Origin of the sequence: Nocardia sp. NPDC052001 (assembly GCF_040680615.1) — a bacterium.
Lineage (GTDB): Bacteria > Actinomycetota > Actinomycetes > Mycobacteriales > Mycobacteriaceae > Nocardia.
The window spans coordinates 230,826-255,453 of sequence record NZ_JBFAXC010000002.1 but is presented as its reverse complement, the minus strand read 5'-3'; the positions used below and the strand labels follow the sequence as shown (position 1 = coordinate 255,453).

At 67.8% G+C, this 24,628-nt stretch carries 15 protein-coding genes; 9 read left to right on the top strand and 6 right to left on the bottom strand.

The window, feature by feature from the left end; translation table 11 throughout:
* The first annotated feature begins 2 nt into the window (after positions 1 to 2).
* The 6 genes from AB0L82_RS09475 (at position 3) to AB0L82_RS09450 (ending at position 7,734) form a co-directional block, all read left to right on the top strand.
* Positions 3 to 1,181 carry a hypothetical protein gene (locus AB0L82_RS09475; RefSeq protein WP_364633261.1) on the top strand — a complete coding sequence of 393 codons (1,179 nt, stop codon included), beginning with the start codon at positions 3 to 5 and terminating at the stop codon, positions 1,179 to 1,181.
* Positions 1,178 to 3,547, top strand: a complete 2,370-nt coding sequence (locus AB0L82_RS09470; protein ID WP_364633259.1) for a tetratricopeptide repeat protein — start codon at positions 1,178 to 1,180, stop codon at positions 3,545 to 3,547. The genes AB0L82_RS09475 and AB0L82_RS09470 overlap by 4 nt, the downstream gene beginning before the upstream one ends.
* Complete coding sequence (locus AB0L82_RS09465; protein ID WP_364633257.1) at positions 3,544 to 4,662, top strand: phosphatase; 1,119 nt, start codon at positions 3,544 to 3,546, stop codon at positions 4,660 to 4,662. The genes AB0L82_RS09470 and AB0L82_RS09465 overlap by 4 nt, the downstream gene beginning before the upstream one ends.
* Positions 4,659 to 5,951 carry a VWA domain-containing protein gene (locus AB0L82_RS09460; RefSeq protein ID WP_364633255.1) on the top strand — a complete coding sequence of 431 codons (1,293 nt, stop codon included), beginning with the start codon at positions 4,659 to 4,661 and terminating at the stop codon, positions 5,949 to 5,951. The genes AB0L82_RS09465 and AB0L82_RS09460 overlap by 4 nt, the downstream gene beginning before the upstream one ends.
* Positions 5,951 to 6,634 carry an FHA domain-containing protein gene (locus AB0L82_RS09455; RefSeq protein ID WP_364633253.1) on the top strand — a complete coding sequence of 228 codons (684 nt, stop codon included), beginning with the start codon at positions 5,951 to 5,953 and terminating at the stop codon, positions 6,632 to 6,634. The genes AB0L82_RS09460 and AB0L82_RS09455 overlap by 1 nt, the downstream gene beginning before the upstream one ends.
* A gap of 83 nt (positions 6,635 to 6,717) precedes the next feature.
* Positions 6,718 to 7,734: a phosphatidylinositol-specific phospholipase C gene (locus AB0L82_RS09450; RefSeq protein WP_364633251.1), complete on the top strand. Its 1,017-nt coding sequence runs from the start codon at positions 6,718 to 6,720 to the stop codon at positions 7,732 to 7,734.
* Here AB0L82_RS09450 and AB0L82_RS09445 read toward each other — a convergent pair.
* Entirely contained in the window at positions 7,708 to 9,300 is a 1,593-nt protein-coding gene (locus tag AB0L82_RS09445; RefSeq protein ID WP_364633249.1) for an MFS transporter, read from the bottom strand. The two genes, AB0L82_RS09450 and AB0L82_RS09445, sit on opposite strands and share 27 nt — an antisense overlap.
* A gap of 87 nt (positions 9,301 to 9,387) precedes the next feature.
* Between AB0L82_RS09445 and AB0L82_RS09440 the strand changes: the two genes are divergently transcribed.
* Positions 9,388 to 9,819 carry a MarR family transcriptional regulator gene (locus tag AB0L82_RS09440; RefSeq protein ID WP_364633247.1) on the top strand — a complete coding sequence of 144 codons (432 nt, stop codon included), beginning with the start codon at positions 9,388 to 9,390 and terminating at the stop codon, positions 9,817 to 9,819.
* A gap of 17 nt (positions 9,820 to 9,836) precedes the next feature.
* On the opposite strand, the gene AB0L82_RS09435 is transcribed toward AB0L82_RS09440, so the two are convergent.
* The 3 genes from AB0L82_RS09435 to AB0L82_RS09425 form a co-directional block, all read right to left on the bottom strand.
* Positions 9,837 to 11,075, bottom strand: a complete 1,239-nt coding sequence (locus tag AB0L82_RS09435) for an MFS transporter (RefSeq protein WP_364633245.1) — start codon at positions 11,073 to 11,075, stop codon at positions 9,837 to 9,839.
* Between the two features lie 71 nt (positions 11,076 to 11,146).
* A complete protein-coding gene (locus AB0L82_RS09430) occupies positions 11,147 to 13,528 on the bottom strand; it encodes a glycoside hydrolase family 3 C-terminal domain-containing protein (protein ID WP_364633243.1) in 2,382 nt (793 codons plus the stop codon).
* Complete coding sequence (locus AB0L82_RS09425) at positions 13,525 to 14,376, bottom strand: alpha/beta hydrolase (RefSeq protein WP_364633241.1); 852 nt, start codon at positions 14,374 to 14,376, stop codon at positions 13,525 to 13,527. The genes AB0L82_RS09430 and AB0L82_RS09425 overlap by 4 nt, the downstream gene beginning before the upstream one ends.
* A gap of 147 nt (positions 14,377 to 14,523) precedes the next feature.
* Here AB0L82_RS09425 and AB0L82_RS09420 point away from each other — a divergent pair, with 147 nt between their 5' ends.
* Both AB0L82_RS09420 and AB0L82_RS09415 read left to right on the top strand, forming a co-directional pair.
* Positions 14,524 to 15,126 (top strand): TetR/AcrR family transcriptional regulator, encoded by a 603-nt coding sequence (locus AB0L82_RS09420; protein ID WP_364633239.1) that lies wholly within the window; start codon positions 14,524 to 14,526, stop codon positions 15,124 to 15,126.
* 91 nt (positions 15,127 to 15,217) lie between these two features.
* Positions 15,218 to 16,822 (top strand): FAD-binding protein, encoded by a 1,605-nt coding sequence (locus AB0L82_RS09415; protein WP_364633237.1) that lies wholly within the window; start codon positions 15,218 to 15,220, stop codon positions 16,820 to 16,822.
* A 120-nt stretch (positions 16,823 to 16,942) separates the two neighbouring features.
* Here AB0L82_RS09415 and AB0L82_RS09410 read toward each other — a convergent pair whose 3' ends face one another.
* Complete coding sequence (locus AB0L82_RS09410) at positions 16,943 to 18,322, bottom strand: aminotransferase class I/II-fold pyridoxal phosphate-dependent enzyme (protein ID WP_364633236.1); 1,380 nt, start codon at positions 18,320 to 18,322, stop codon at positions 16,943 to 16,945.
* Positions 18,319 to 24,615 (bottom strand): SDR family NAD(P)-dependent oxidoreductase, encoded by a 6,297-nt coding sequence (locus tag AB0L82_RS09405; RefSeq protein WP_364633234.1) that lies wholly within the window; start codon positions 24,613 to 24,615, stop codon positions 18,319 to 18,321. The genes AB0L82_RS09410 and AB0L82_RS09405 overlap by 4 nt, the downstream gene beginning before the upstream one ends.
* Positions 24,616 to 24,628 lie beyond the last annotated feature (13 nt).

Below are 24,628 nucleotides of genomic sequence, written 5' to 3'. Positions count from 1 at the left end.
CCATGCCCGAGCAGCCTTTCATTCTCTCGGTCGCGGAGATCGACCGCGATCTCGCCGAGCGGGAACGCGAAATCGACGCCATCGCCGCGACGCTGGTCGAACTGGATAGGCATCCAGGGCTGATCCTATTGCGCCGATTCCCGCCGACCGGGATCACCGAAGCCCGCTGGGCGCCCGCGCGCGATGCCATGGATCTGCTCTGGGAGGACTTCGGACGTTTGCGCACCCTGCTGGAGCAGGCGCATATGGTGCGGGTGCGGCGGCGACTGGAGGCGCTCGATCGCGAGGAGTTGACCGTACTGCTGCGCGGACAGCCGATGGAGGTGGCGCGCACCGCGATTCCGCTCGCGCAGCGGTCGCTGATCGGTCCCGGCGAGGTGATCGTGCGGGTCGGTTTCGCGGAATTGGTGGCGCGTATGCGGGAGAGCTTCCCGCGCATCGTCGAGGTGCTCGATGCCGTGGACGCGGTGAACGGCCGCATCGTGTCCGAGATCGCGCCGCTGCGTACCGAACTAGATCGAATCGGCACCGGACTGCCCGAATTGCGGGCGCTGGCCACCGATCTCGATGAGTTCTCCGCGCGCGCCGCCGCCGATCCACTGGCCGTCTCGGTCACCGAGTTGGACCGCCGCACAGTCGAATTCGGGGCGCGCATGCGCGATGCCGCGACGCTGCGCGGGGAATTGGCCGCCATCGCCGCCGATTGGGACGCCGCGGTCGCCCGCACCCGCACCCAGGTGGAGATGCTGCGCAAAACCTATGAGCGCACGCATTTGGCTCGAATCGCGGTGGAGCGCACCATTCTCACCGGCGCTTTGCCCGAGCACGCCGATGACAGCGCGGTCTACGGCTCCGAACTCACCGCAGTGGACGCGACTCCCGCCGATCCCTCGGCCCTGTGGGATCTGCACCGCCGCGTGACCGCCGCCGTAGCGGCGGCATCCGAGGCCGAACAACTGGTCCAGGGCCTGCTGGACCGCCGCGCCGAATTGCGCGGCCGCCTGTCCGCCTACCGCGCCAAAGCGGCGCGCCTGGGCGTGAGCGAAGATCGAGAAGTACTGGCCTCCAGCCGCATAGCCGCGGGCCTGCTCACCCGCAAACCCTGCGACCTGGCCGCGGTCACCCGCGCCATCACCGACTACCGGCAGCTCATCGCCCAGAAAACGGGGAGACGATCGTGACCTGCACCGAACCGGGCTGCACCGGAACCATAGAAGACGGCTACTGCACCGTCTGCGGCACCGCCCCGTCCGCCGCCACGACGGTGGTGTCCGAGGCTCAGTCCGCCCCCACGCACTGCGCCGAACCCGGTTGTGGCGGAGCGATTTCCGATGGGTACTGCGAGGTGTGCGGGACCGCACCATCGCCGCAGACGGTGGCGGCCGGGGTGAGTCAGCCGACCAGCCGGGCCAGCGGGATCACCGGGGTGACCAGCGGTGGGACGCGATCCTCCATCCGCACCGGGCGGTCCGGATCGTCCGGGGCCACGCGCGGGCGGCTCGGGGCGGGGATGGTCAAGGTGCCGCCGGTGGCGCCGATCGATCCGGCGGCGGCGGTGATGGCGGATCCGGTGGTGCCGGAGAGTCAGCGGTACTGCGGTAAGTGTGATCGGCCGGTGGGGCGCAGTCGCGGCGATGTGCCGGGGCGGAGCGAGGGATTCTGCGGGCACTGCCGGACGCGGTTCTCCTTCACGCCCAAGCTGGTTCGCGGGCAGGTGGTCGGCGGCCAGTACGAGGTGCTCGGAGCGCTGGCGCACGGCGGGCTGGGGTGGATCTATCTGGCGCTCGATCACAAGGTGAACGGGCGGCCGGTGGTGCTCAAGGGCCTGCTCAATACCGGTGACGCCGATGCCATGCGCGCGGCGGTGGCCGAGCGGCGCTTCCTGGCGCAGGTCGATCATCCGAATATCGTCCGCATCTACAACTTCGCCGAGGATATCGGCCCGGACGGCGAGCCGGTCGGCTATATCGTCATGGAGTATGTCGGCGGCACCTCGCTCAAACAGTTGCTGCGCAAGCGGCGCGACGCCGATGGGGTGTGGCTGCCGCCCGCCCAGGCCATCGCCTACATCCTCGAGGCGCTGCCCGCGCTCGGCTATCTGCATTCGCGCGGCCTGGCCTACTGTGATTTCAAGCCGGACAATGTGATGCAGACCGAGGAGCAGCTCAAACTCATCGATCTGGGCGCGGTCATCGCCATGAACGATGAGCACAGCGCCATCTACGGCACGCCCGGCTATCAGGCCCCGGAGATCGCCGAGACCGGTCCCACCGTCGCCTCGGAGGTCTACACGGTCGGGCGCACCCTGGCGGTGCTGCTGCTCAAGGTCCCGCATGAGAACGGCCGCCTGGGTCCGCTGCCCGGCCCGGATACCGAACCGGTGCTGGCCGCCAATCCGTCACTGTACCGATTCCTGCTGCGCGCAACGCATATCGATCCGATGGAGCGTTTCAGCGGTGCGGAGGAGATGTCCGATCAACTCACCGGCGTGCTGCGCGAGGTACTTGCCGCCGAGGACGGCCGGGCCCGGCCCGGTCTGTCCACCCGCTTCGGCCCGCCGCGCGCGGTCTTCGGCGTCGGCGACACCCTTCCGGATGATCCGCTGAAAATCGTTGCGGCACTTCCGGTCCCGCTGGTAGACCCGAATGACACCGGTGCCCCGCTACTGGCGACGCTCGGCGCGGGCACGGCGGCGGAATTGGAACGCGAACTCACCGCGGGCCTGCGCGCGGTGGTGACCGGTAAGGAGGAATCGGCGGAGATCCCGCTGCGCCTGATTCGCGCCGCGGTGGAATCCGGTGACGCCGCCGACGCGCTGCGCCGTATCGAGGACGCCGATCCTGCCCTGGGCGGCGATTGGCGCCTGAGCTGGTTCGGCGCGCAAGCCGCACTGCTGCAACGAGATTGGCCCGCCGCGGCGGCCGAATTCGATGCCCTCTACACCGCGCTGCCCGGTGAGCCCGCGCCGAAGCTGGCCCTCGCGGTCACCGCGGAACTGTTGGCGCGCAATGGATCCCTGCCCGATCCCGAGCCCGCGCTGCGCAATGCCACCACCTATTACGAGGCCGTCTGGCGCACCGATCACTCCTACACCAGCGCCGCGTTCGGCCTGGCCAGACTGCGTCGTTCGGCCCACGATCGGGACGGCGCGGTGGCCGTACTGGATCAGGTCGACCCCGCCTCGGCGGTGTACACCGAAGCCGGTGTGGCGGCTGTGGATACGCTGCTCAGTGTGGAACGCCAGGGCGAGCTCACCGAACACCTGCTGCGCGATGCCGGCAGCCGGATCGAAAAGCTCGGACTGGATTCCAAACGCCGGGCCGCCCAGGCTCGGTTACGCGTCCTCGATGCCGCGCTGTATTGGCTGCGCCTGGGACGCGTACCCACCGATCACGCCCCGCTGCTGGGCGTGACACTCGACTTACAGGGGGTGCGTACCGGTTTGGAACGCTGCTATCGCGATCTCGCGCATGAAACCGACGATATGTGGGAACGTATCGCCCTGGTGGAACAGGCCAATTCCGTTCGCCCCAGGACCACGCTGTGACCGCCCGCTGCCCCGCCTGCGGCACCTTCGCGGCGGAGAGCGACCGGTTCTGTGAGGAGTGCGGCCGCCAGCTCGGCGTGCAGCGCATCGCGTTGCCGCCGACCGCCGCGCCCGCGGTGGCCAGTGACAACACCCGCCCGACCAGTCTGGCGCGACCCGCCACCGGCACCGTCGCGCGCTACACCGGCACCACGCTGTCCTACGATTCGGAGACCTCTCCGGCCTGTGACGGCTGCGGCGGTACGCATTTCGACGGTGACGGCTTCTGCGTGGTGTGCGGACAGCGCGCTCGCGAACACGATCGCTTCGAGGCCGATCTGGGCGCCACGGTGCTGATCACCGATCGCGGAAACGTGCACGCGCACAATGAGGACGCGATCGCCGCGGCGGTGCTGGAGAGTGCCAATCCCGGCACCCCGCCCGCCCTGGTGCTCTCGGTCTGCGATGGCGTGTCCACTTCGGAGGATCCGCAGGCGGCCTCGGGCACCGCGGTACGCACCGGCGTCGATTCCACGCTGACCGCGCTGGCCGCCGCCCGCCCCGCGGAGGAAGCGATCATGGTCGGGCTGGCCGCGGCCGCGCAGGCGGTACGCGATATCGGCACCCCGGACGGCCGCTCCCCCTCGTGCACCTATGTGGGCGCGATCGTGCAGTTCGACGATGCGGGCGGCGCGCGCCTGACCGTCGCCAATGTCGGTGACAGCCGGGCGTATTGGCTGGCGGCCGAGAACGGTTCGCAACGCCTCACCGTCGATGATTCGCTCGCCCAGGCCATGGTGGAGACCGGCGCCATGGACGAGGAAGCCGCCATGGACACCCCGCACGCGCATGTGCTGACACGCTGGCTCGGCGCGGACAGCGAAAAGCAGTCCTGGTCCGACAATTGCGTGCAGACCCTGCATGTGCGCGCCCCCGGTGTACTGCTCATCTGCTCCGACGGGCTCTGGAATTATCTGCCCGAGGCCGCCGGTCTGGCCCAGCTCGCGCTGGCGTCGGCACCGCTGGAGGCGGCCCGCGCGCTGGTCGACTACGCCCTGGCCGCGGGCGGCAAGGACAACATCACCGTGGCGCTGGTACCCGTTCCGTTCTCCGAGCTAATAGGAGAAGCACTGTGAGTTCCCCTGCTATCAAGGGTATTTCGGTAGCCGTCGATCAGAATCCGTACCTGGCCGAGGGTGTGCGCGTCCTGGACGCCGTGGTCTCGGTGGAGACCACCGACGAATTGATGGTCGCCGCACCCGCACAGGAGCGGGTGGAGATCCTCATCATCGATTGCTCGGGTTCGATGGGCAATGGCGATAAGTTCGGCGGCGCCCGGAACGCCACGCTGGCGGCGCTGGAGGTCATTCCCGACGGCACCCGTTTCGCCATCGTGGAGGGCACCGACAAGGCCGAGGTGGTCTACCCCCGCGACGGCGCTACGGCGCCGGCGGACAAGCGATCCCGGCAGGATGCCCGGCGCGCGCTGGACAAGTTGCGCCCGCACGGCGGCACCGCCATGGGCACCTGGCTGGGATTGTCCCGGATGATCGCGCAGCGGCATCCGGGCGCGATGGTGCACGCCATTCTGCTCACCGACGGCAAGAACGAACATGAGCGGCCCGAACAGCTCGCGGCCGAGATCGGCGCCTCACAGGGCCTGTTCAGCTGTGACTGCCGCGGTGTCGGAACCGATTGGGAGCCCAATGAATTGCGGGCCATCGCGTCCGCGCTGCACGGCACCGTCGATATCGTGAAGACCCCCGATCTGCTCGCCGCCGATTTCGCCGAGATGATGCAGACCTCGCTCGCCAAGGTGATTCCCGAACTCACCCTGCGGGTGTGGACACCGGTCGGCGCGACGGTGCGCTTCGTCAAACTGGTCGATCCGGTGATCGAGGATCTGACCGCGCGCCGCGTCGCCACCGCCGCCCAGATCGGTGAGTATCCGCTGGGCGCGTGGGGTGCGGAGGAGCGCGGCTATCACGTGCAGATCGAGGTGGAGGCCGCACCGCCGGGACGCGAAAAACTTGCCGCCCGAATCAGTGTGGTGTCCGGGGACGAGGTGCTCGGACAGGGTCTGGTGAAGGCGGTGTGGACCACCGATACCGATCTGTCGGCCCGTATCAGCCGCCGGGTCGCGCACTACACCGGACAGGCCGAGCTGGCCCAGGTGGTGCAGGAGGGTCTGGCCGCGCGCAAACAGGGTGATGTGAACACCGCCACCGCGAAGTTGCGGCGCGCGGTGGAGCTGGCCAATGAGTCCGGTAACGAGAACACCGCGAAACTGCTGAAAGCCGTTGTCGAGGTGGATGATCGGACCGGTACGGTGCGGTTGCGCTCGCGGGTGGACGCCGCCGATGAGATGGCCCTGGACGTGCGCTCGACCAAGACCGCGCGGGTGCGCAAGGAGGCGGGCTCGTAATGGCGGTCTGCCCCGAAGGCCACACCTCGGCATCGGCCGACTACTGCGATACCTGCGGATCGCCGATCACCGGGGCCGGGCTCGCTCCCGCACAACCCGATCCGGAGGTGCAGGTCGCGCAGTGCCCCGCCTGCGGTGCGCTCATCGACGGCCGCTTCTGTGAGGACTGCGGCCACGATTCGGCGCTGCCCGCACCACCCGCGTCGTTCGCCCAGCCCGCACCGGCGATCCCCGAAGTGACGGTGGTGAATCCGGAGGCGACGCTGCTGGCGGGCACACTGTGGGTCGCCACCGTGACCGCCGATGCCGAGCACTATCACCGCATGATCGCGCAGAAGGGTCCGGACGCGGATCGGGTCGCGTTCCCCGACTACTATCCCGCTCGCCGAATCCCGTTGCAGGGCAGCGATATTCTGATCGGCAAGCACAGCGCGTCACAGGGCCTGCACCCGGATATCGATCTGGCGATAGCGCCGGCAGATATCGCGGTCTCACGGTCGCACGCGATCCTGCACCTCAATGGAGATTCGCTCACCGTCACAGACCTGGGTTCCACCAACGGCACCTGCCTCAATGGCAGCGATACCCCGATCGCGGCCAAGACGCCGGTGCTGTTGCGGCCGGGCGATCGGATTCACGTGGGCGGCTGGACCACGATCACGGTGACCAGGGAAATCGGCTGAGCCGCCGCGCGAATCGGCGGAGTCACTGAGAGAATCCGGCAAATTGCCGATCTTGGTCCACTGTCCAGATTAGTCTCCCGCGCATGAGATTGACGCGCCGAGATTTCGTCCGCACCACCGTGGCCGCGCTGGCCGGAACCGCCGCCGCCGGACTGGCGACCACGGGGGCGCAGGCCGCACCGACGGGCTGGACGGGCGCGCCCCAGAGCTGGATGGGCCTGCTGCCGGACAGCACGTCACTACTGCGCCTGACGATTCCGGGCACGCACGATTCGGGCTGTACGAATCCGGCCAACGGCACCGAATGGTCGCACACCCAGAACTGGTCGATTCCCGAACAGTTCGGGCACGGCATCCGCTTCCTGGATATGCGCTGCAATGGGTTGCAGGACCATATGAGCGACTCCTTCGGCATCTATCACAGCTCGGCCTATCAGGGTCTGACCTTCGACGACGTACTGAACGACAGCCGGGATTTCCTGAACCGCAATCCCGGCGAGACGATCGTCATGCGGGTGAAGAAGGAGAACGGCACCACTAACGATGTGGGCGCGGACTTCGAGCGCATCTTCAACGGCTATCTCGACGCCAAGGGCTACCGCTCACTGTTCTGGATCGGCAATCGGATTCCCACGCTCGGTGAGGCGCGCGGCCGGATCGTGCTGATCGCCCAGTTCGCCAATGGCCTGCCCGCGCTCCAGTGGCCGGGCGGCGATAACGGGATCTTCACCTCCGACCGCTTCTACCTCCAGGATCGCTATAAGGCCAACGGTCTCATGGGTCTGGACTCCGGATCCGGATCCGGTTCGGCCTCCGGATCTTCCGGCACCGGATCCTCCGGCGGCGATAAGTACTCCTATATCCGTGACTGCTTCGACCGGGCAGCCACGGATACGAACAACTCGCTGATGTACATCAATTTCACCAGCTACTCCGACAATGCCTGGCCCAAGGACAATGCCGCCGCCATCCTGCCCAAGGTGGAGGGTTATCTCACCCAGCACCGCGCGCAGGCGGGGCATTTCGGCATTGTCCCGATGGATTTCCCGGACCGGTATCCGAATGTGCTGAACCTATTGCTGGAGAAGAACTTTCTCTGAGTCGTCCGGTGCGGGGGTGGTCGGTGCAGGGGTGGCAGCGGCGGCCTCCTCAGCCGGTTTCCCGGTGGACCGCAATGCGATCGCGAGGACGACCGCACCGCTCAACGCGATGACCATGGTCCAGACGCTGCCGACGTGCATGGCGTGGATGAACGCGTCGTCCGCGGCCTGAGCCAGATCCGGCCGTCCGAGCGCGCCCGCCACATGCCGGGCCTGCTCGGCCGACACCCGCGCCTGATCCCGCACTCCGGCGGGCAGATCCGTTGCCACACCGTCCATTCCGCGCCCGTACGCGATGGCCATGATGGTGCCGCCCACCGCGATGCCGAGCACACTGCCGGTCTGGCGCACGGTATTGGTCACCGCCGAGCCCGCGCCCGCCCGTTCCAGCGGCAGGGTGTTCATGAGCGCGGCGGTGAGCGAACCCATCACCATGCCGATCGAGAGCCCTTGGATTCCGGCCACCACGGCATTCAGCACGATCGGGGTGTCGAGTCCGAAGAGGGAGGCGCTGCCCATGGCCAGCGCCGCGACGGTGAGCGCGCCGACGGTGACCGGTCGAAGTCCCCAGCGCCGCACCAGTTTCACACCGAGCGGTCCGCCGATCATCACCCCGACCGCAGCCGGTGACATGATCAAGCCCGCGTGCAGCGGCGAAAAACCCCGTGCGCCCTGTAGATAGAACGCGCCGTAGAAACCCGCGGCGGTCATGGCGAACAGCAGCAAACCCAGCGCGGCATTGCCGCCGCCGAAGATGCGCCCGGCGAGCAGTCGCGGATCGAAACTCGGCCGCCGCAAACGCAATTCGACGATGACGAAAGCCGTCAGCAACAGCACACCCGCGAGAGTCGGGGCCCAGACATCGACCCGCGTCCACTCCGCGAGCTGCCCCGCGCGAATCAACCCGTATGCCAGCGCGGCGAGCCCGGTGATGGACAGCAGCAGACCGGCGGGGTCGAGCGGGCGCGGCACCGGAGCCCGGAAATCCGGGACGACGGTGAGGATCCCGAGCAGTGCGAGCGCCACCGCCGGAACGTTCACCAAAAACACCGAGCCCCACCAGAAATGGTCGAGCAGCAGTCCGGCCAGCAGCGGCCCGGCGGCAATGCCGACGCCCGCCGAGGCCGAGGAGATGCCGATGGCGGTGGCCCGCGCCGGACCGGTGAAGGTCCAGGTGAGAATCGCCATGGTGGCGGGCATGATGAGTGCGCTGCCCACCCCCATTCCGGCGCGGGCGGCGATCAACTGCGCCGCGTCACCGGCGTAGGCGGCCCAGATCGAGGTGGCGGCGAAGGTCGCCATCCCGATGCCGAGAATGACGCGATGGCCGAAGCGATCGCCGAGCGCACCCGCGGTGAACATGAGCGCGGCGAAGACGAGCGTGTACGAACCGGTGGCCCACTGCAATTGCGCGGGGCTCGCGCCCAGACCGCGCACGGGATCGGCGAGGGTTTCGAACACGGTGCTCAGGATGGTGTTGTCGAGCCAGATCAGAAAAGACGAGAGGACGAGAACGGCGAGTATCACTCGCTGCCGAAGCTTCGACAGCGCCAAGGGCGTGGTCATGGCAGCCTTCGGTACATTGGTAGGAACCTGACGGTTAAAGAATGCATAATCGTCAGGAACCTGTCAATCACGGGAAAGGTGTCTGCTGTGGGTTCCTCCGGCGGCGAGGGCGGTTATCTGACCTTCATGGTCCGCAAGGTCTGGCTGACCATGCGGGCGGCAATTGGTGAGGAACTCAAGGCTTTCGGGCTCACGACCTCGCAATACGCCACGCTCATGATGACCGGATCGCATCCCGGAATGTCGGTGGCCGATATCGCCCGGGAGGTGGCGAGCACCCGGCAGGCGGCCAACGAGATGATCTCGGGCCTGGAGTCCGAGGGGCTGATCGAGCGCTCACCGCATCCGACGGATCGGCGCACGCATCAGATCCACATCACCGAGGCCGGGCGCGAACGGCTGGCGGCGGCCCGGGTGGCGGTGGCGCGGCGGGAAGCCGAACTTGAAGCCGCGATGACGCCGAAACAGCGTGAGACCGTGCGGGATTGGTTCACGGGCATCAGCGAAGCCTGCCGCTGACGACCAGCATAGGTGATTCAGCGAACCGAGCGGATCGGGGCGACAGCGAGCGCCCCCAGCACCGAGAGCACGCCGCCGAACAGGAACAGCGGGGTGTAACCGCCCAAGCTCACCACGGCCGAGGCCACGAAGGGTCCGAGAATCTGCGGGCCCGCGTTGGCGATATTCAGCACGCCCATATCTCGGGCGGCGTCCTGCGCCTTGGGCAGCACCATCGTGACCAGTGCGGTGTCCACGGCCATGAAACAGCCGAAGGCGACGCCGTTCACCGCGGCGAAGGCGATCATGCCGGGCCAGGTCGGGGTGATGACGGGGATGAGCTGCGCGGCGGCCGCCAGCCCGGCGGATACGCCGACGAAGAGTTTGCGCCGGTTCAGCCGATCCGAGAGCACACCGCCCACCACTGTCGAAAGCGTCATTCCCACAGCCGAAATAGGTGTCAGGATGGCGACCGCGTCCTCGGGTTTCAGGTCCCCGGGCAGGCTGATGTGATCCTGGAGAATGTAGAGCTGATAGCCGACGACGGCGAAGTAGCCGAGCACCAGCAGCGCGCGGCCGATGAAGGCCCAGCGGAAATCGTGCTCGCGCAGCACACTCAGGAACGCGGCGATCTGACCCCGCAGCGGGGCAGGCTCTTTCGGCGGTATGCGCTCCTCGCGCGCTCCGGCGGTGAACACCAGGGCCGCCAGCGCCACCAGCGCGCCCAGTACGAGATATCCGGTGCGATAGTGATCGGAGAATCCGGAGGCCAGCAGCACGCCGATGACCGATCCGATCGGCAGCCCGAGACCGACTGCGGCCGAGGCGATTCCGCGCCGAGCGAACGGCACCCGATCGGGCACCACCGAGGTGATGGCGGCCTGATAGATATTCATCACCGCCTGTCCGGTGCACCATCCGATCGCCACCAGCAGCACGGTATTCACACTGCCGAGCAATCCCATGGCCGCGATCGCCGCGATACCGCCACCGAGAATCCACGGATTGCGCCGCCCCGATCGATCCGACAGCGCACCCGCCACCGGATTGAACACCGTGGCGAAAATAGCCGCGATTCCACCCACCAGACCGAGATTGGTGACCTTGTTCGCGGCGTCGATATGTTCGATCTGCAACGGCAGCAGCACACTGCCGACACCGACGTACAGCGCGTACATGGCGGCATTGCCGACGAAGAGCAGCGGTAGCAGGCCCCGGGGAGTGCTTGCGGCGGAATCGTTCTCGCCGACGGTCGAGTCAGCCTCGGAGTGTGCCACGGTGAATCCCATTGCGTGAGAGACGAAGGCCCCCGCCATCGCCGGGATGACGGGAGCCGTGATCGGATCGGTCAGCTGATATCGGCGGTGAGCGGTAGGTCCATCACCGAGGTGCCGATGTGCAGGGTGAAGGCGCCGGGTTCGACGGCCCAGCCCTTGGCGGTCCAGTGTTCGAAGGAGCGACGGGGCAGTTCGATGGTGGCGGTGACGGTTTCACCGGCATCGGCTTCCACCGCGGTGAAGGCGGAGAGCCAGCGCACCGGGCGGTCGATGGCGCTGCCCTCGCGGGACAGGTAGGCCTGCACCACCTGGCGGCCCCGCCGCACGCCGGTATTGCGCACGGTGACGGTGGCGGTGCGACCGCTCACGGCGAGGTCGGACAGTTCCCAGCTCGTGTACCCGAGGCCGTAGCCGAATGGATAGGCCGGGACCACGCCGGATTTCAGCCAGGCGCGGTATCCGATGTGAATGCCCTCGTCATACCGCAGCGAATGATCGGTGGCGTCGGGCGCGGTGTCCAGCACCGGCACATCGGCCATGACCTTGGGCCAGGTGGTGGGCAGGCGGCCACCGGGTTCGGCCGCGCCGGTGAGCACATCGGCGAGCGCGGACCCGAATTCCTGCCCGGGGAACCAGCTCAGCAGTACCGCCGCGACGTCATCGCGCCACGGCATCTCCACGGGCGCACCGGAATTCACCACCACGATGGTGCGCGGATTGACCGCCGCGACCGCCGCGACCAATTCGTCCTGACGGCCGGGCAGGCGCAGATCCTTGCGGTCGAAGCCCTCGGATTCGATCTGCTCGGTGGTGCCGACCACCACGACGGCGACCTCGCAGGTGCGCGCCAATTCCACCGCGGCGGCGAACTCCGCATCGGCGGCGCGGCGCGGGCGGCCGACCGCGAAGGTCAGGCCCAGGGCTGGCAATCCGGCGGCGGGCACCGGCGCGAGCTCGACGAGCACCTCGAGTTCGTCGCCCTCGACCAGTTCACGAGTCACGAAGCGCTGCGGCGGATTCAACAGCATCTCGACGGGATCGGTGCCGTCGGGCATGACGGTATCGGTGAGCACGGTCTCGCCATCGATCTCCAGGCGCAGCGCGCCCACACCGGCGAAGCCGATGCGCCACTCCCCCGCCGAATCCACTCGGAGCTTGCCGCGCAGTTCGAAAGACTTGGCGGCCATGGCATTCCGATTGCCGAACAGCATGAGGCCACCGGCGGTGCGGTGTTCGCTATAGAGCACCTTGTCGCCGTCGAGGTAGCGCAGTGACAGGCCGGGGGCGCCGGTCTCCGGGTCGGTGACCAGATCCAGCGGCACCGGGATCATGTGATCGTTGAGGTGCACGCCGGGCGTGTACTCGACCGGCAGCACGGCGGACAGCCCGTCCAGGGGCGAAGTCGTATGCCCCGGAATGACAGTCGCGCTGCCGCCGCCCATGAAGCGGGGCTCGGCGGCGGCCGCGCCGAGCAGCGCCACCCGAGCGGGCTTGTCCAGGGGCAGCGTCCCGTCATTGGCGGCGAGCACCATGGCCTTGGCGGCGGCCGCGCGCACCAGCGCCTGCGCGGACTCATCGGTGAATGCCGGTGGCCGCAACGGCGTCCCGTTCAGCGCACCCACCCGAATGGCGAAACGCAGTATGCGGCGCACCTTTTCGTCGATGGCGGCCTCGGGCACCTCACCCTTGCGCACCGCCTCGACCAGCGGCGCGCCCCACAGCTCCCACGGTCCGGGCATGGCGATATCGGTGCCCTTCGCGGCACCGTCGGTGCTGCGCACGGCGGTCCAGTCCGAGACCACGACGCCGTCGAAACCCCATTCACCCTTCAACGGCTCGTCCAGCAGCGCGTTCTCGGTCATGGTGGTGCCGTTGACCGAGTTGTAGGCGTCCATGATCATCCACGCGCCCGCACGCACCGAGCGCTCGAACGGATACAGGTACAGCTCGCGCAGGGTGCGGTCAGCGGCGATGACATCGGTGGTGAAGCGTTCGGTCTCGGAGTCATTGGCCACGTAATGCTTGGGGCACGCGCTCACACCGTGCGCCTGCACCGCGCTCACATAGGCGGCCGCGATCTCGCCGGTGAGCACCGGATCCTCGGAGAAGCATTCGAAATGCCTGCCGCCCAGGGGAGATCGGTGCAGATTGATGGTGGGTCCGAGCACCGCGTACACATTCTTGCGGCGCGCCTCGGCGGCGATGAGCGCGCCGATCTCGGCGAGCAGTTCGCGATCCCAGGTGGCGGCCAACGCGGTGCCGGACGGCAGGCTCACCGAGGGATCGCGCTCATCCCAGAGTTCCCCGCGCACCCCGGACGGGCCGTCCGAGACCGGCATCTCGTCCAGGCCGATGCTCGCATCGCCCGCGAACCGGAAGACGCCCGAGCCCGATACGAGCCGGACTTTCGCCTCCAGGTCGAGCTTGGCCAGTAGGTCGTCGATCTCGCTCATGCCAGTTCCTCCCAGAAGTTCACCAGATCCGCCGATACCCGCGCGGGGACATCCTCATTGGGCACATGCCCGGAACCGCGATACACCGCGGTCCTAGCCTGCAACCGTGCGGCGAACTTCTCGTGGACGCTGGGGTCCCAGAGATCGTTCGTGTCGCCGTAGGCCACCAGCAGCGGCACCCCCGCATCGCGCAGCGCGTCCGGATCGGCGAGCGGCGGCACCTCCATGGCCTTGAGAATGCCGAGGATATTGGCCTTCTTGGTTTCCAGAATCCGGTTGTGCAGGAATTCCATTCGGGCCGGATCGATGGTCTGCCCGGCGGCGGTCATGGCGGCGCTCATCTGCTGGAAGATGGCTTCCTGCCCGGCTGTTTCGATCATTTGCGCGACCAGTTGCGGCGGCGGGAAATTGATGTCCTCGACCGATGAGGGTCCCGAGGCCAACAGGGTGAAACTGCGGAAGCGCGCGGGTGTTTCGATGACCGCGATGCGCGAGACGTAACCGCCGAAGGAATGCCCGACCAGATGTACCGGGGCGTCCGGAGAGATCTGATCGACGACCCCGTGCAGATCCGCCACGAAATCGGCCATGGCGTAACCGGAGATATCGTCCGGTCCCTCGGACTGATATTGCCCGCGCTGGTCATAGGCGACCGCGCGATATCCGGCCTCGGCCAGCAGCGGCAGCATGAATTCGAAGTCTTCCTTCGAACCGGTGAAGCCCGGTACCAGCACGACGGTGCCATGGTGCGGAACACCGGGCGGCGGACCCGCCTCCCATCCGGCGAGCGTGCCCGCACCGCCCCGCAGCGTGATGGTTTCGATCGGTGCCTGCGCGCCCTGACTCATCGGCTGTCCTTCCTCGCACGTCCCTGTACGGCTGACACGAGTGTGCCAGTGCGAATCCAGTTTACCGAGTGGTCACTCGGTTCCGTTATACTCTTGTTATCTATAGCTGTTTTTGCAGGTCCGGCAATGCGACTACTGTCCCAGCACATGACGCCGCACCCCCAACGCCGGAGACGGGGCGACGACCGCCGCGAGCAGATCATCGATCAGGCCCTGAGGAGCTTCGCCGAGAACGGCTATCGCAACTCCTCGATCGCCGATATCGCCGAGCGCTGCGGGCTCTCCCAGCCCGGGCTGCTGCACTACTTCCCGAACAAGGCCGCACTACTGGCCGCGGTGCTGGAATATCGCGATCGGCTCGATACCGATCGACTCGGCATGAACCTGCAATTGCGCGGCAAAGACGCACTGGGACAATTGGTTCGGCTCGTCGAGCACAATATGCACGTGCCCGGATTGGTGCAGCTGTTCACCGTGGTCACGAGTGAGGCGGTCACCGTCGACCATCCGGCCCGCGACTGGGTGGTCAATCGCTATCGGGTGCTCGAGACCTACCTCGCGGGCGCGCTCGACGGCGGCATCGCCGATGGCACCCTGCGCTCCGATATCGATACCGCCGCCATCGCGTGCCAGATCACGGCCATGATGGACGGTCTGCAATTGCAATGGCTGCTGGACCCGGAGCGCGTGAATATGGCCGAACTCTTCCGCGCCTATATCGACGGGCTCACCGCGCAACTCTCGGCCTGAACGCGAATGGCTTGGTGAACTAGAACACGTTATAGTTCATCTCGCTCGGCATGGGACGCCGGCATTTCCATTCGGGAAGGTGGTCGCGACGGTGCGGACCTGGGATTCTTCGGCCGATATCGTTGTCGTCGGATACGGCGGCGCGGGAGTTTCCGCGGCGCTGGCCGCACGGGAGTCCGGCGCGGACGTATTGGCCGTCGATCGGTTCATCGGGGGCGGCGCGACCGCGCTGTCCGGCGGCATCGTGTACGCGGGCGGCGGCACCTGGGTGCAGCGCGCGGCGGGGGTCAGCGATGACGTCGACAATATGCTGGCCTACCTGCGCGCCGAGGTCGGCGATGCGGTGAGCGAGCAGACGCTGCGGCGGTTCTGCGAGGGTTCGGCCGCCATGATCGACTGGCTCAGCTCGCACGGGGTGCCGTTCCAGCCGTCGCTGTGCCCGTACAAGACCTCGTACCCGACCGATGACCACTACCTGTACTACTCCGGCAGTGAGAACTCCGGCGGCTTCCGGGAATTGGCGACTCCGGCGCAGCGCGGGCATCGCGCGCACGGGCGCGGCGTCTCGGGCAAGAAGCTGTTCGGCCCGCTGGCGGCATCGGCGCATAAGCACGGCGTGCGGGTGCAAACCGGTACCAGGGCAACGGGACTCGTGATCGAGGACGGCCGCGTCACCGGGATCGAGGCGATCACGCTGATCGACGCACCGGTGAAGGTGCGGCGCAGGTTCGCGGCACTGGCGAGCATTTCGGCGAAACCGGGTGTGTACCACCCGGGTCTGCGCGCGGCGGTGGGCAAACTCATGGATCGCATCGAACAGCGGCACGGGGTGCGGGTGCGCATTCAGGCGCGCTCGGGTGTCATTCTCACCACCGGCGGTTTCATCGCCAATGGCGAGATGGTCGGGCAGCACGCGCCGAATTACCCTTGGGCCGAAGGACTTCCGCTGGGTACCGCGGGTGACGACGGTAGCGGTATCGCCATGGCGCAGGCGGCCGGAGCGGCCACCGGCAAGATGGACGCGATTTCGACCTGGCGGTTCATCGCGCCGCCGAGCGTGTTCTTCGGCTCGATCGCGGTGGATGCCAACGGGCAGCGCATGATCGACGAATCCCGCTACGGCGCGGCCATGGGCGCGGCCATCGCCACCAGCCCGGGCAATCGGGCGTGGCTGCTGGTCGACGCGGAGCTGATGGCCGAATCGCGCCAGCAGCTCGGCGGCCAGTCGGTGTGGTTCCAGCGCATGCAGACCGAGCGGCTCATGCGGGTCGGGCATACCACCGGCCGGTCCATCGAGGAGGTGGCCGCCCGCGCCGGTATCGAACCGGCCGCGCTGCGCAAGACCGTGGACGCGCATAATCGCGCCATCGAGCAGAAGCTGCCGGACCCGATGGGCAAGCCGGCCGATATCCGGCGGCCGATCCGCACGGGACCGTTTGCGCTGCTGGACATTTCGTTCAAAGCGCGGCTGACCTACCCGATGCCGATGCTCACCCTGGGCGGCCTGCTGGTGGATGAGGACACCGGCGCGGTCCGCGATCAGGACGGCGGCACTATTCCCGGCCTGTTCGCGGCGGGTCGGGCGGCGGTGGGCGTCTGTTCCAATTCGTATGTGAGCGGGCTGTCACTGGCCGATTGTGTGTTCTCCGGACGCCGTGCGGGCGCACACAGTGTGCGGGTGAGCAACGCGGCCTGACATCCGCGGGGCCCGCACCTCGATTATCGTGCGGGCCTTCGGGATTGCCGCGTCCGGCGGCGGCATCGCCTACGGCGTCTGAATGCTCACCCGCGGCGTCGGCATTGCCGCCGGGAGCGGTCATCGGCGATCCGGGTCGCCGGGTGGCAGCGGCAGGCCCGAATCGATGGACCAGTCCGGGATCCGGTCGACGAACTCGAGGACTTCGGCGAGGTTGTCGACGGTGTCGAGCAATTGCCGTTCGGTGTGCTCACTGGTGAGGAAGAAGCGCAGGCGTTCGGTCCCGGCCGGAATCACCGGGGCCAGAATGGCTCCGGCATTGAACCCGCGTTGCAGCATGGCCGCGGCGGCGTAGCCCGCCCGGACTTCGCCGGGGACGATCACCGGCACGATCGGGGTGGATTGGGAGTCGGCGAGATTCATACCGCGCTCGCGCAGCGCGGTACTGAACAGCTCGGCATTCGACCACAGCCGGATCAGCCGCTCGGGTTCATCGGCGAGTACATCGAGTCCGGCCAGTACCGCCGCCACATTCGAGGGTGACGGCCCGGCGGTGTACAGCGCCATTCCGGGTGCGGCATATTTGATGGCGCGCACCAGGTCCGCGTCTCCGGCGATGAAACCGCCGGTACTGCCCATGGCCTTGGACAGACTGCCCGCCCAGATATCGACGAGATCGCCCGGCAGGCCGAAGTGTTCGCGGCTGCCCAGGCCGCTCGGTCCGAGCACGCCCAGGGCGTGCGCTTCGTCCACGAGCACGGCGCAATCGTACTGCCTTGCGACCGTCGCTAATTCGGCGATGCGGCCGAGGTCGCCGTCCATGCTGTAGTGCCCCTCGATGATCACCAGGGCGCGATCGAACTGGTGCCGGGAGGCGCGCAGCAGCGCTTGCAGGGCGGCGGGATCATTGTGCCGGAAGGCGACGCGGCGGCAGCCGGACCATTGCGCGCCCGCCACCAGGCTCGCGTGTGCGAGCGAATCACACACCGCCACATCGCCTTCGGTCAACAGGAAGCCGATGACGGCGGCATTGGTGAGAAACCCGCTGGAGGTGACCAGGGCCGCACCCGCCTGATAGATCCCGGCCAGGCGCTCCTCGAGTTCGGCGTAGAGCAGGATCTCACCGGTCACGATGCGGGTCGCGGACGCGGACGTGCCGTAGCGCTCCGCGGCCGCGTTGGCGGCGGCGATGACGCGCGGATGCTGCGCCAGCTCCAGATAGTTGTAGGAACTGAAATTCACCAGTTCCCTGCCACCCGAACGGATCAGGGCCCCGTTGTGTCCCTCCGGAGACAGGAACAGCGGATGCGGCAGGCCGGTCAGGTCGACCAGTTCCTGGATCGCCGCCTGTTTCGCCAATGCGTCGACCACACCGGGGTGGTCGGCGAACTGCTTACCCGGGCCGCGCCGGGCAGCCGGAATCACCTGCGGGCGCGGCCCGCCCAGCGCGGGTGTGCCCGCCAGTAGTCGGCGGGCGATATCGCGTTCATCGGTGGTCATGCGGGCTGCACCTCCGGCGCGCCCGAGCCGACGATGATATCGGCGATGCGCGCCCCCGCCTGCGCGAGACTGAACGACCGGCCCAGCTGCATGCTGTTCATCTCGATGCCGAGCGTCTTGGTCACCAGCGCACCGAATTCCACGGCCATGAGCGAATCCAGGCCCAGTTCGGGCAGCGGGACATCCAGATCGATGGCATCGGCCGCCACCCCCATGACCTCGGCCAACTGTTCGGCGAGCAGATAACCGACGACGGTGGCGCGCTGGGCTTCCTCGAGCGCGTTGATCTGGCCGCGCAGTTTGGCGGCCGCCGAATTGTCCTCCGACGCCGCGGCGATCAGATCGGCGACCCGCGCGGTATAGGCCAGCTGCGGTGCGGCCAGCACCACCTTGCCCCATTCGACGGGAATGATGGCGGCCTGACGGATGCCCAATCGCAGTGCCTCGCCGAGGTATTCGGTTCCCTCATCCATATCGATGGCCTCGAATCCGGCGATGCGCAGATAGCGCTGCACATTCTCATCGGCATCGACCATGCCGCCGCCGGACATCGCGCCCCAGCCGATGCACAGCACACGCTCACCGCGCCGGGCGAGCTGTTCGGTGAAGGCCTGCAACGCGAGATTGGCCGCGGTGTACGAGAATTGGCCGATGCCGCCCATGATGGCGCTGCCCGAGGAGAACAGCACGAACATATCCAGTTCCACCTCGGCGGCACTCAGCGCGGCGTAGAGCGCTCGCGCTCCCGCCAGCTTCGGCCGGAAGACCGCCGTGAGGCTGTCCCGGTCCATGGTGGTGATGCGCTGATCGTCGAGGACGCCGGCGGCGTGAATGACGCCGCGCAGCGGATGGTCCACGGTGTGCACGCGATTCACCACCGCCGCGATCGCGTCGAGATCGGTGATATCGGCGCGTTCCTCGATGACCTCGATGCCCTCGGCCCGCCAGGTCGCCAGCTGCCGCTGTGCCGCCGTGCTCGTCGCTCCGCCGCGCCCGACCAGGACCAGCCGCCGTGCGCCCCGGCCGATCAGCCATCGGCCGGTGGCCAGGCCGAACGCGCCGAAACCGCCGGTGAGCAGATAGCGGCCGTCCGGGTGGATCCGCACCTCGGCGGGTTGCGGTCGCACAGCGGGATTTTCACCGCCCAGATGCAGTGCGATGCGTCCGATTCGCGTGGAGCGCAGGGCTTCCTCGAACGCGGTCGATACCGCATCGGTGGCGTACGACTCGTACGGCAGCGGCCGATATACCCCGCTCGCCAGTTTGTCGTTGACGGCCTGCACGCGACCGATCACCTCGGCTCGGCGCAGTTTGAGCATGCGATCCAGATCGAAGGAGTGGTACGAGACGTTCTTATCGAAATTGCGCAGTTCCAGTACGCCGCCGGAGTAGATATCGGCCTTGCCGATTTCTACGATCCGCCCGAATTCGGCTACGGCCCTGAAGTTCTGGTGAATGATCTCGCCCGGGGCGGTGCTGAGCACGATATCCGCGCCGCGCCCGCCGGTGAGCGCGAGCACATCCTCGACGAAATCGAGTGAGCGGGAATCGAGCACCTCGTCCGCACCCTGTTCCAGCACATAGGCGCGGCGTTCGGCGGTGCTCGCCGCGCCGATCACGTTCGCGCCGTGCAGTTTCGCCACCTGAATGGCGCAGCTGCCGACGCCACCGGCCGCACCGTGCACCAGTACGGTCTCGCCCGCGCGCACCCGGGCCAGCTCCAGCAGTGCGTATTCGGCGGTGACCATGGAGACGGTCGAGGTGCACAGTTCCGGGCGAATGGTCTCCGCCGCGGCACCCACGTGCCCGGCATCCGCGACGTGATACCGCTCGATCATGCCGGGCGAGGCCAGCCCTACCCGGTCACCGACCTGGAAACGGGTTTCGCCCGGTCCTACCCGGACCACGGTGCCCGCGCCCTCCATACCGGGCGCGGTGCCGAAATGCGTTGCCGCCAGCTCGGTCTCACCGAGTACGCCGAGCACCTTGAGCGGATCCTTGAATCCCAGCCCGATGGCCTCCATGCGCACTTCGACCTCACCCGCGCCGGGTGCGCGGCGCTCCGCGCGCCGCCAGCCGAGCTGGGACAGCAGCCGGGACCGTGGAATATCGAGCGCGAAATTTGCTTCGGAATCGGTCAGCGGTACGGCGTGATCGAGTGCGCCGAGCCGATCCGGCAGCGCCCGGGTGACGACGGTGGACCACCGCAATCCATTGCGCAGGAACACTTCATCGCTGTAGTCGCCCGAGAACGCGCCGGGCACACCGAGTTCGGCCAGGAAATCATCCGCGGTGGTCTCCGGATCGATATCGATGAGCCGCCACCGCAGTGGTGGTTGCTCATTGAGCAGCACCCGCCGCGCACCGGCGAGGGCGGCGTGATCCGGATCGGGTGCGGTGGGATCCTCGGGATGGACGAAGGCGCGTTCAGTGACCAGGGTGGCGTGGATCGAACCGTCACCGGTGAGCGGGAGCGGTTCGGGATTGACGGAATCGGTGAAGCTTTCCAGCACCAGTGCGGCCCGGCTGAGTAGCCACAGGGCATCGATATCGGCGTCCGATCCGGCGACGAAGCATACGTGAATGCGCTCCACCTCGGCGCTGTCGTGTGCGAAGCGCAGTTCCAGAAGGAGATTCTGTTCGAAATCCGGTGCGCTGGAATCGATCAGGGCGCTGCGCGGATGCGTACGGGTGATCTGGGCGATGCGGTCGCCGGTGATCGTGCCCAGCGGGATCACCAGGGTGCGGGCGGTCGCCTCCGACGCGAGGGCCGAGCGGTCCAGGGGATCGCGCAGGGTCCACTGTTCCTCGTAGTACAGCGGCTCGAGTCGCCGCGTCAGCCCGCCGCCGTACGGTACGGCCTGGAACCGAGCTCCCGAAATCCGCAGGACCGGATTGTGTTCCAGATCGAGCACCGTGACATCGGCGCGCAGCGGGGCGGTGAGCCGGGCGAGCACCAGCACGGTATCGGGCATGGGCGCGAAGCTGCGCACGGCGTCCGCGCCGATCGGAATGACCGCGCCGTCGTGCCGGGGACCGCCCGCATCGCCGAGCGAGACGATCTGCCAGGCCGCGTCCAGGACGCAGGGATGGGCGAGGTGCCCGGACTCGCGGGCGGCGGTGGCGTCGATGCGCGCCAGTACGGTGTCGCCGCGCGTCCACGCCCACCGGACCAGCTGAAAAGCCGGACCGTGTACGACACCGGTCGCGGACAGGTCCGCGTACAGGTCGGCCGGGTCGATCTCGGTCATCGAATCGGTCTCGGGGACTTCGACTTTGCCGGGTTCGAACGCACCGGCGACCAGGCGTCCGGTAGCGTGCACGGTCCAGTCCGCACCGGTGGCGGTGCGTGAGCGGATGGTGAATCGCCGCGTGGAGTCCTCGACGGTCAGTTCCATGACGGGGATATCACTGTCCGCGATCACCAGCGGGGCGATGAAGCGGACCTGCTCGACGGCCGGGATGCCCTGGTCGGATTCGACGGCGGCGGCGCTCAGCGCGGCATCGAGATAGGCGGCGCCGGGCAGGATGCGAACCCCGTCGACCACGTGGTCGTCGAGCCACGGCAGTGCGCTCGCCGCGAGTTCGAGGGTCCAGCGGTGCTCGGTCTCCAGATCCGGATCGCCGAGCATGGTGTACAGCCCCGGGGTGCCGTAGCGCTGCTGGGCGAATACCGGCAGATCCGAACGCAACCGGACGCGCTGCCAGGGATAGCGCGGCAGGTCCAGATGCGCGGTCGGGGTCGGGAAGAGGGCGTCGATATCGAGTGCGCCCGCCGCGTACAAACCGGCGGTGAGGGCGCGCATGCTCAGGCCGTCGGATTGCTTGCGATGCAGCGTCGCGACGGTGACGCCCTTATCGCCTGTGTTCAACAGGATTTCGCGAATGTTCGCACCCAGTACCGGATGCGGGCCGACCTCGATGAAGACCCGACCGCCATCGGCGATGATCGCGCGGGTGGCGTCGGCGAAGCGAACCGCCGCGCGCACATTGGCGCACCAGTACTCCGCGTCCCAGCGGTCCGTGGCGACCCGTTCGCCGGTCACGGTGGAGTACAGCGGAATCACCGGCGGGCGCGGGGTCAGTCCCGCCAGCGCGGTGCGCAATTCGTCGAGAATCGGGTTCATCAGATGACTGTGGTAGGGCACTTCCACCTGTAGCCGCTTCGCGAAAATGCCCTGCGCGGTGAGTGATTCGGCGATCTCGTCGAGCCTGTCGACATCACCGGACAGCGTGCAGGAGCTGGGACTGTTGACCGCGGCGATATCGACGCGGGTGTCCCAGCCCAGCAGTTCGCTCGCCTGTTCCGCCGAAATACCCACGGCGAGCATGCCGCCGGTGCCCGCGGTGCGGGCTTGCAGGCGGGCGCGATGGTAGGCGACGGTGACCGCCTCGGGCAGCGTCAGCACGCCGCAGACATAGGCGGCACTGACCTCGCCGACGCTGTGACCGACCACCGCCGAGGGCGTGATGCCTTGCGCGGCAAGGGTTTCGAACAAGGCCACCTGGACGAGGAAGTTGGCGGGCTGTGCCACTTCGGTCGCGGTGACCCGGGATACCGCTTCCGGCTTGGCCAGTTCGTCGATGATGGACCAGCCCGCCACCGCGTGGAAGGTCTCGTCGATCTGGTGCGCGGCGGCGGCGAAAATCGGATCGGTGGCGAGCAGTTCCCGGCCCATGCCGTACCACTGCGGCCCCATACCGGTGAATACGAAGACCGGCGCGTCGCCGCCGACCACCCGGATGGCTTCGCGACCCTGTCCGGACGCGAAATCACGGAGATCACCGAGCAATTCGTCGGCGTATTCGAACGGCACGCCCAGTCGGAACTGGTGGTGATGCCGCCGGGTCCAGGCTGTGGCGGCCAGTTGATCCGCGTCCGCTCCCCCGGCCAGCAGATCCGCGTACGCGCCCGCGAGCTCGCGCACGGCGCGTTCACTGCGCGCGGACAGCGGCAGCACACCGCGATGGATGATCGGCTGTAACTGCCTCGGCGCGGGCCGGTACTCCTGGAGGATCGCATGCGCGTTCGTGCCGCCGTAGCCGAAACCGTTGACGGCCACCGTCATCCGGCTCTGCCCCGGGCCGAGTTCGCGGGCCTCGGATTGAATCGCCAGTCGCAGTTCGTCCAATCGCAGGTCCGGATTGGGCTCGTCATCGAGCCAGCCCTGCGGCGGCAGCGTCCGATGCCGCACCGCCAGTGCGGATTTGATCACGCTCGCGATGCCCGCCGCTGCCTCGGTGTGACCGAGCGTGGCCTTGAGCGATCCGACGCCGAGCGGTTCGGCGCGGCCCTCGACGGCACCGTAGGCGCGGCCGATCGCCTTGAGCTCCAAGGGATCTCCGACCGGGGTACCGGTGCCGTGCGCCTCGACATAGGTCACCGCATGCGGTTCCACGCCCGCGCGGCGGCACACCTCGCGGGCGAGCTGTTCCTGTGCGTCGGCATTGGGCACGGTGATGGCGGTGGTGCGCCCGTCCTGATTCGATCCGGTGGCCTTGACCACCGCGTATACCCGGTCGCCAGCGCGTTCGGCGTCCTCGAGTCGTTTGAGCAGCACCATGCCCGCACCCTCACCGCGGCCGTAGCCGTCGGCGGACGCGCCGAACGATTTACTGCGCCCGTCCTTGGCCAGGAAGCCGCCCTTGCACATGGAGATGAAGGTGCCCGGTTGCAGCATGAGGTTCACCCCGCCCGCGAGCGCGGTCTCGCAGTCGCCGTTCCGCAGCGCGGTACAGGCCAGGTGCAGCGCGACCAGGGAGGACGAGCATGCGGTGTCCACCGTGACGCTCGGCCCGCCGAGGTTGAGCGCGTAAGAGATTCGGTTCGACAGCATGGTGTACGACGTGCCCGCCGAGGAGTGCATATCGATATGCGGGATGGCCGCGCCGGTGAAGCCGACGGCCAGCTGATCGAGGGTGAACGCTCCGATATAGACGCCCACCTTGGATCCGGCGGCGTGCCGCGCGGCGCCGGCATCGTCCAGGGCCTCCCAGGCGACCTCCAGGATCAGCCGCTGCTGCGGATCCATGGCCGTCGCCTCGCGCGGTGAGATGCCGAAGAAATCGGGATCGAACGCCCACGGATCACCGGTCAGGAATGCGGCCCGCCGGGTGTACATGCGGCCCGGGGCGCGCTGATCCGGATCGTAGAAGCGGCGCACGTCCCAGCGGTCGGCGGGTATCTCGGTGATCGCGTCCTGTGTGCCGATGATGAAGTCCCAGAACGATTCCGGTGAATCGATGCCACCGGCGTACCGGCAGCCGATGCCGACGATCGCGATATCCGACAAGTCAGCCCGCTCC

Excerpts from the sequence above, each read along its gene's own strand:
- AB0L82_RS09475 (WP_364633261.1), top strand. The coding sequence starts at position 3 with ATGCCCGAGCAGCCTTTCATTCTCTCGGTCGCGGAGATCGACCGCGAT.
- AB0L82_RS09455 (WP_364633253.1), top strand. The coding sequence starts at position 5,951 with ATGGCGGTCTGCCCCGAAGGCCACACCTCGGCATCGGCCGACTACTGC.
- AB0L82_RS09450 (WP_364633251.1), top strand. The coding sequence starts at position 6,718 with ATGAGATTGACGCGCCGAGATTTCGTCCGCACCACCGTGGCCGCGCTG.
- AB0L82_RS09445 (WP_364633249.1), bottom strand. The coding sequence starts at position 9,300 with ATGACCACGCCCTTGGCGCTGTCGAAGCTTCGGCAGCGAGTGATACTC.
- AB0L82_RS09430 (WP_364633243.1), bottom strand. The coding sequence starts at position 13,528 with ATGAGCGAGATCGACGACCTACTGGCCAAGCTCGACCTGGAGGCGAAA.
- AB0L82_RS09425 (WP_364633241.1), bottom strand. The coding sequence starts at position 14,376 with ATGAGTCAGGGCGCGCAGGCACCGATCGAAACCATCACGCTGCGGGGC.
- AB0L82_RS09420 (WP_364633239.1), top strand. The coding sequence starts at position 14,524 with ATGACGCCGCACCCCCAACGCCGGAGACGGGGCGACGACCGCCGCGAG.
- AB0L82_RS09410 (WP_364633236.1), bottom strand. The coding sequence starts at position 18,322 with ATGACCACCGATGAACGCGATATCGCCCGCCGACTACTGGCGGGCACA.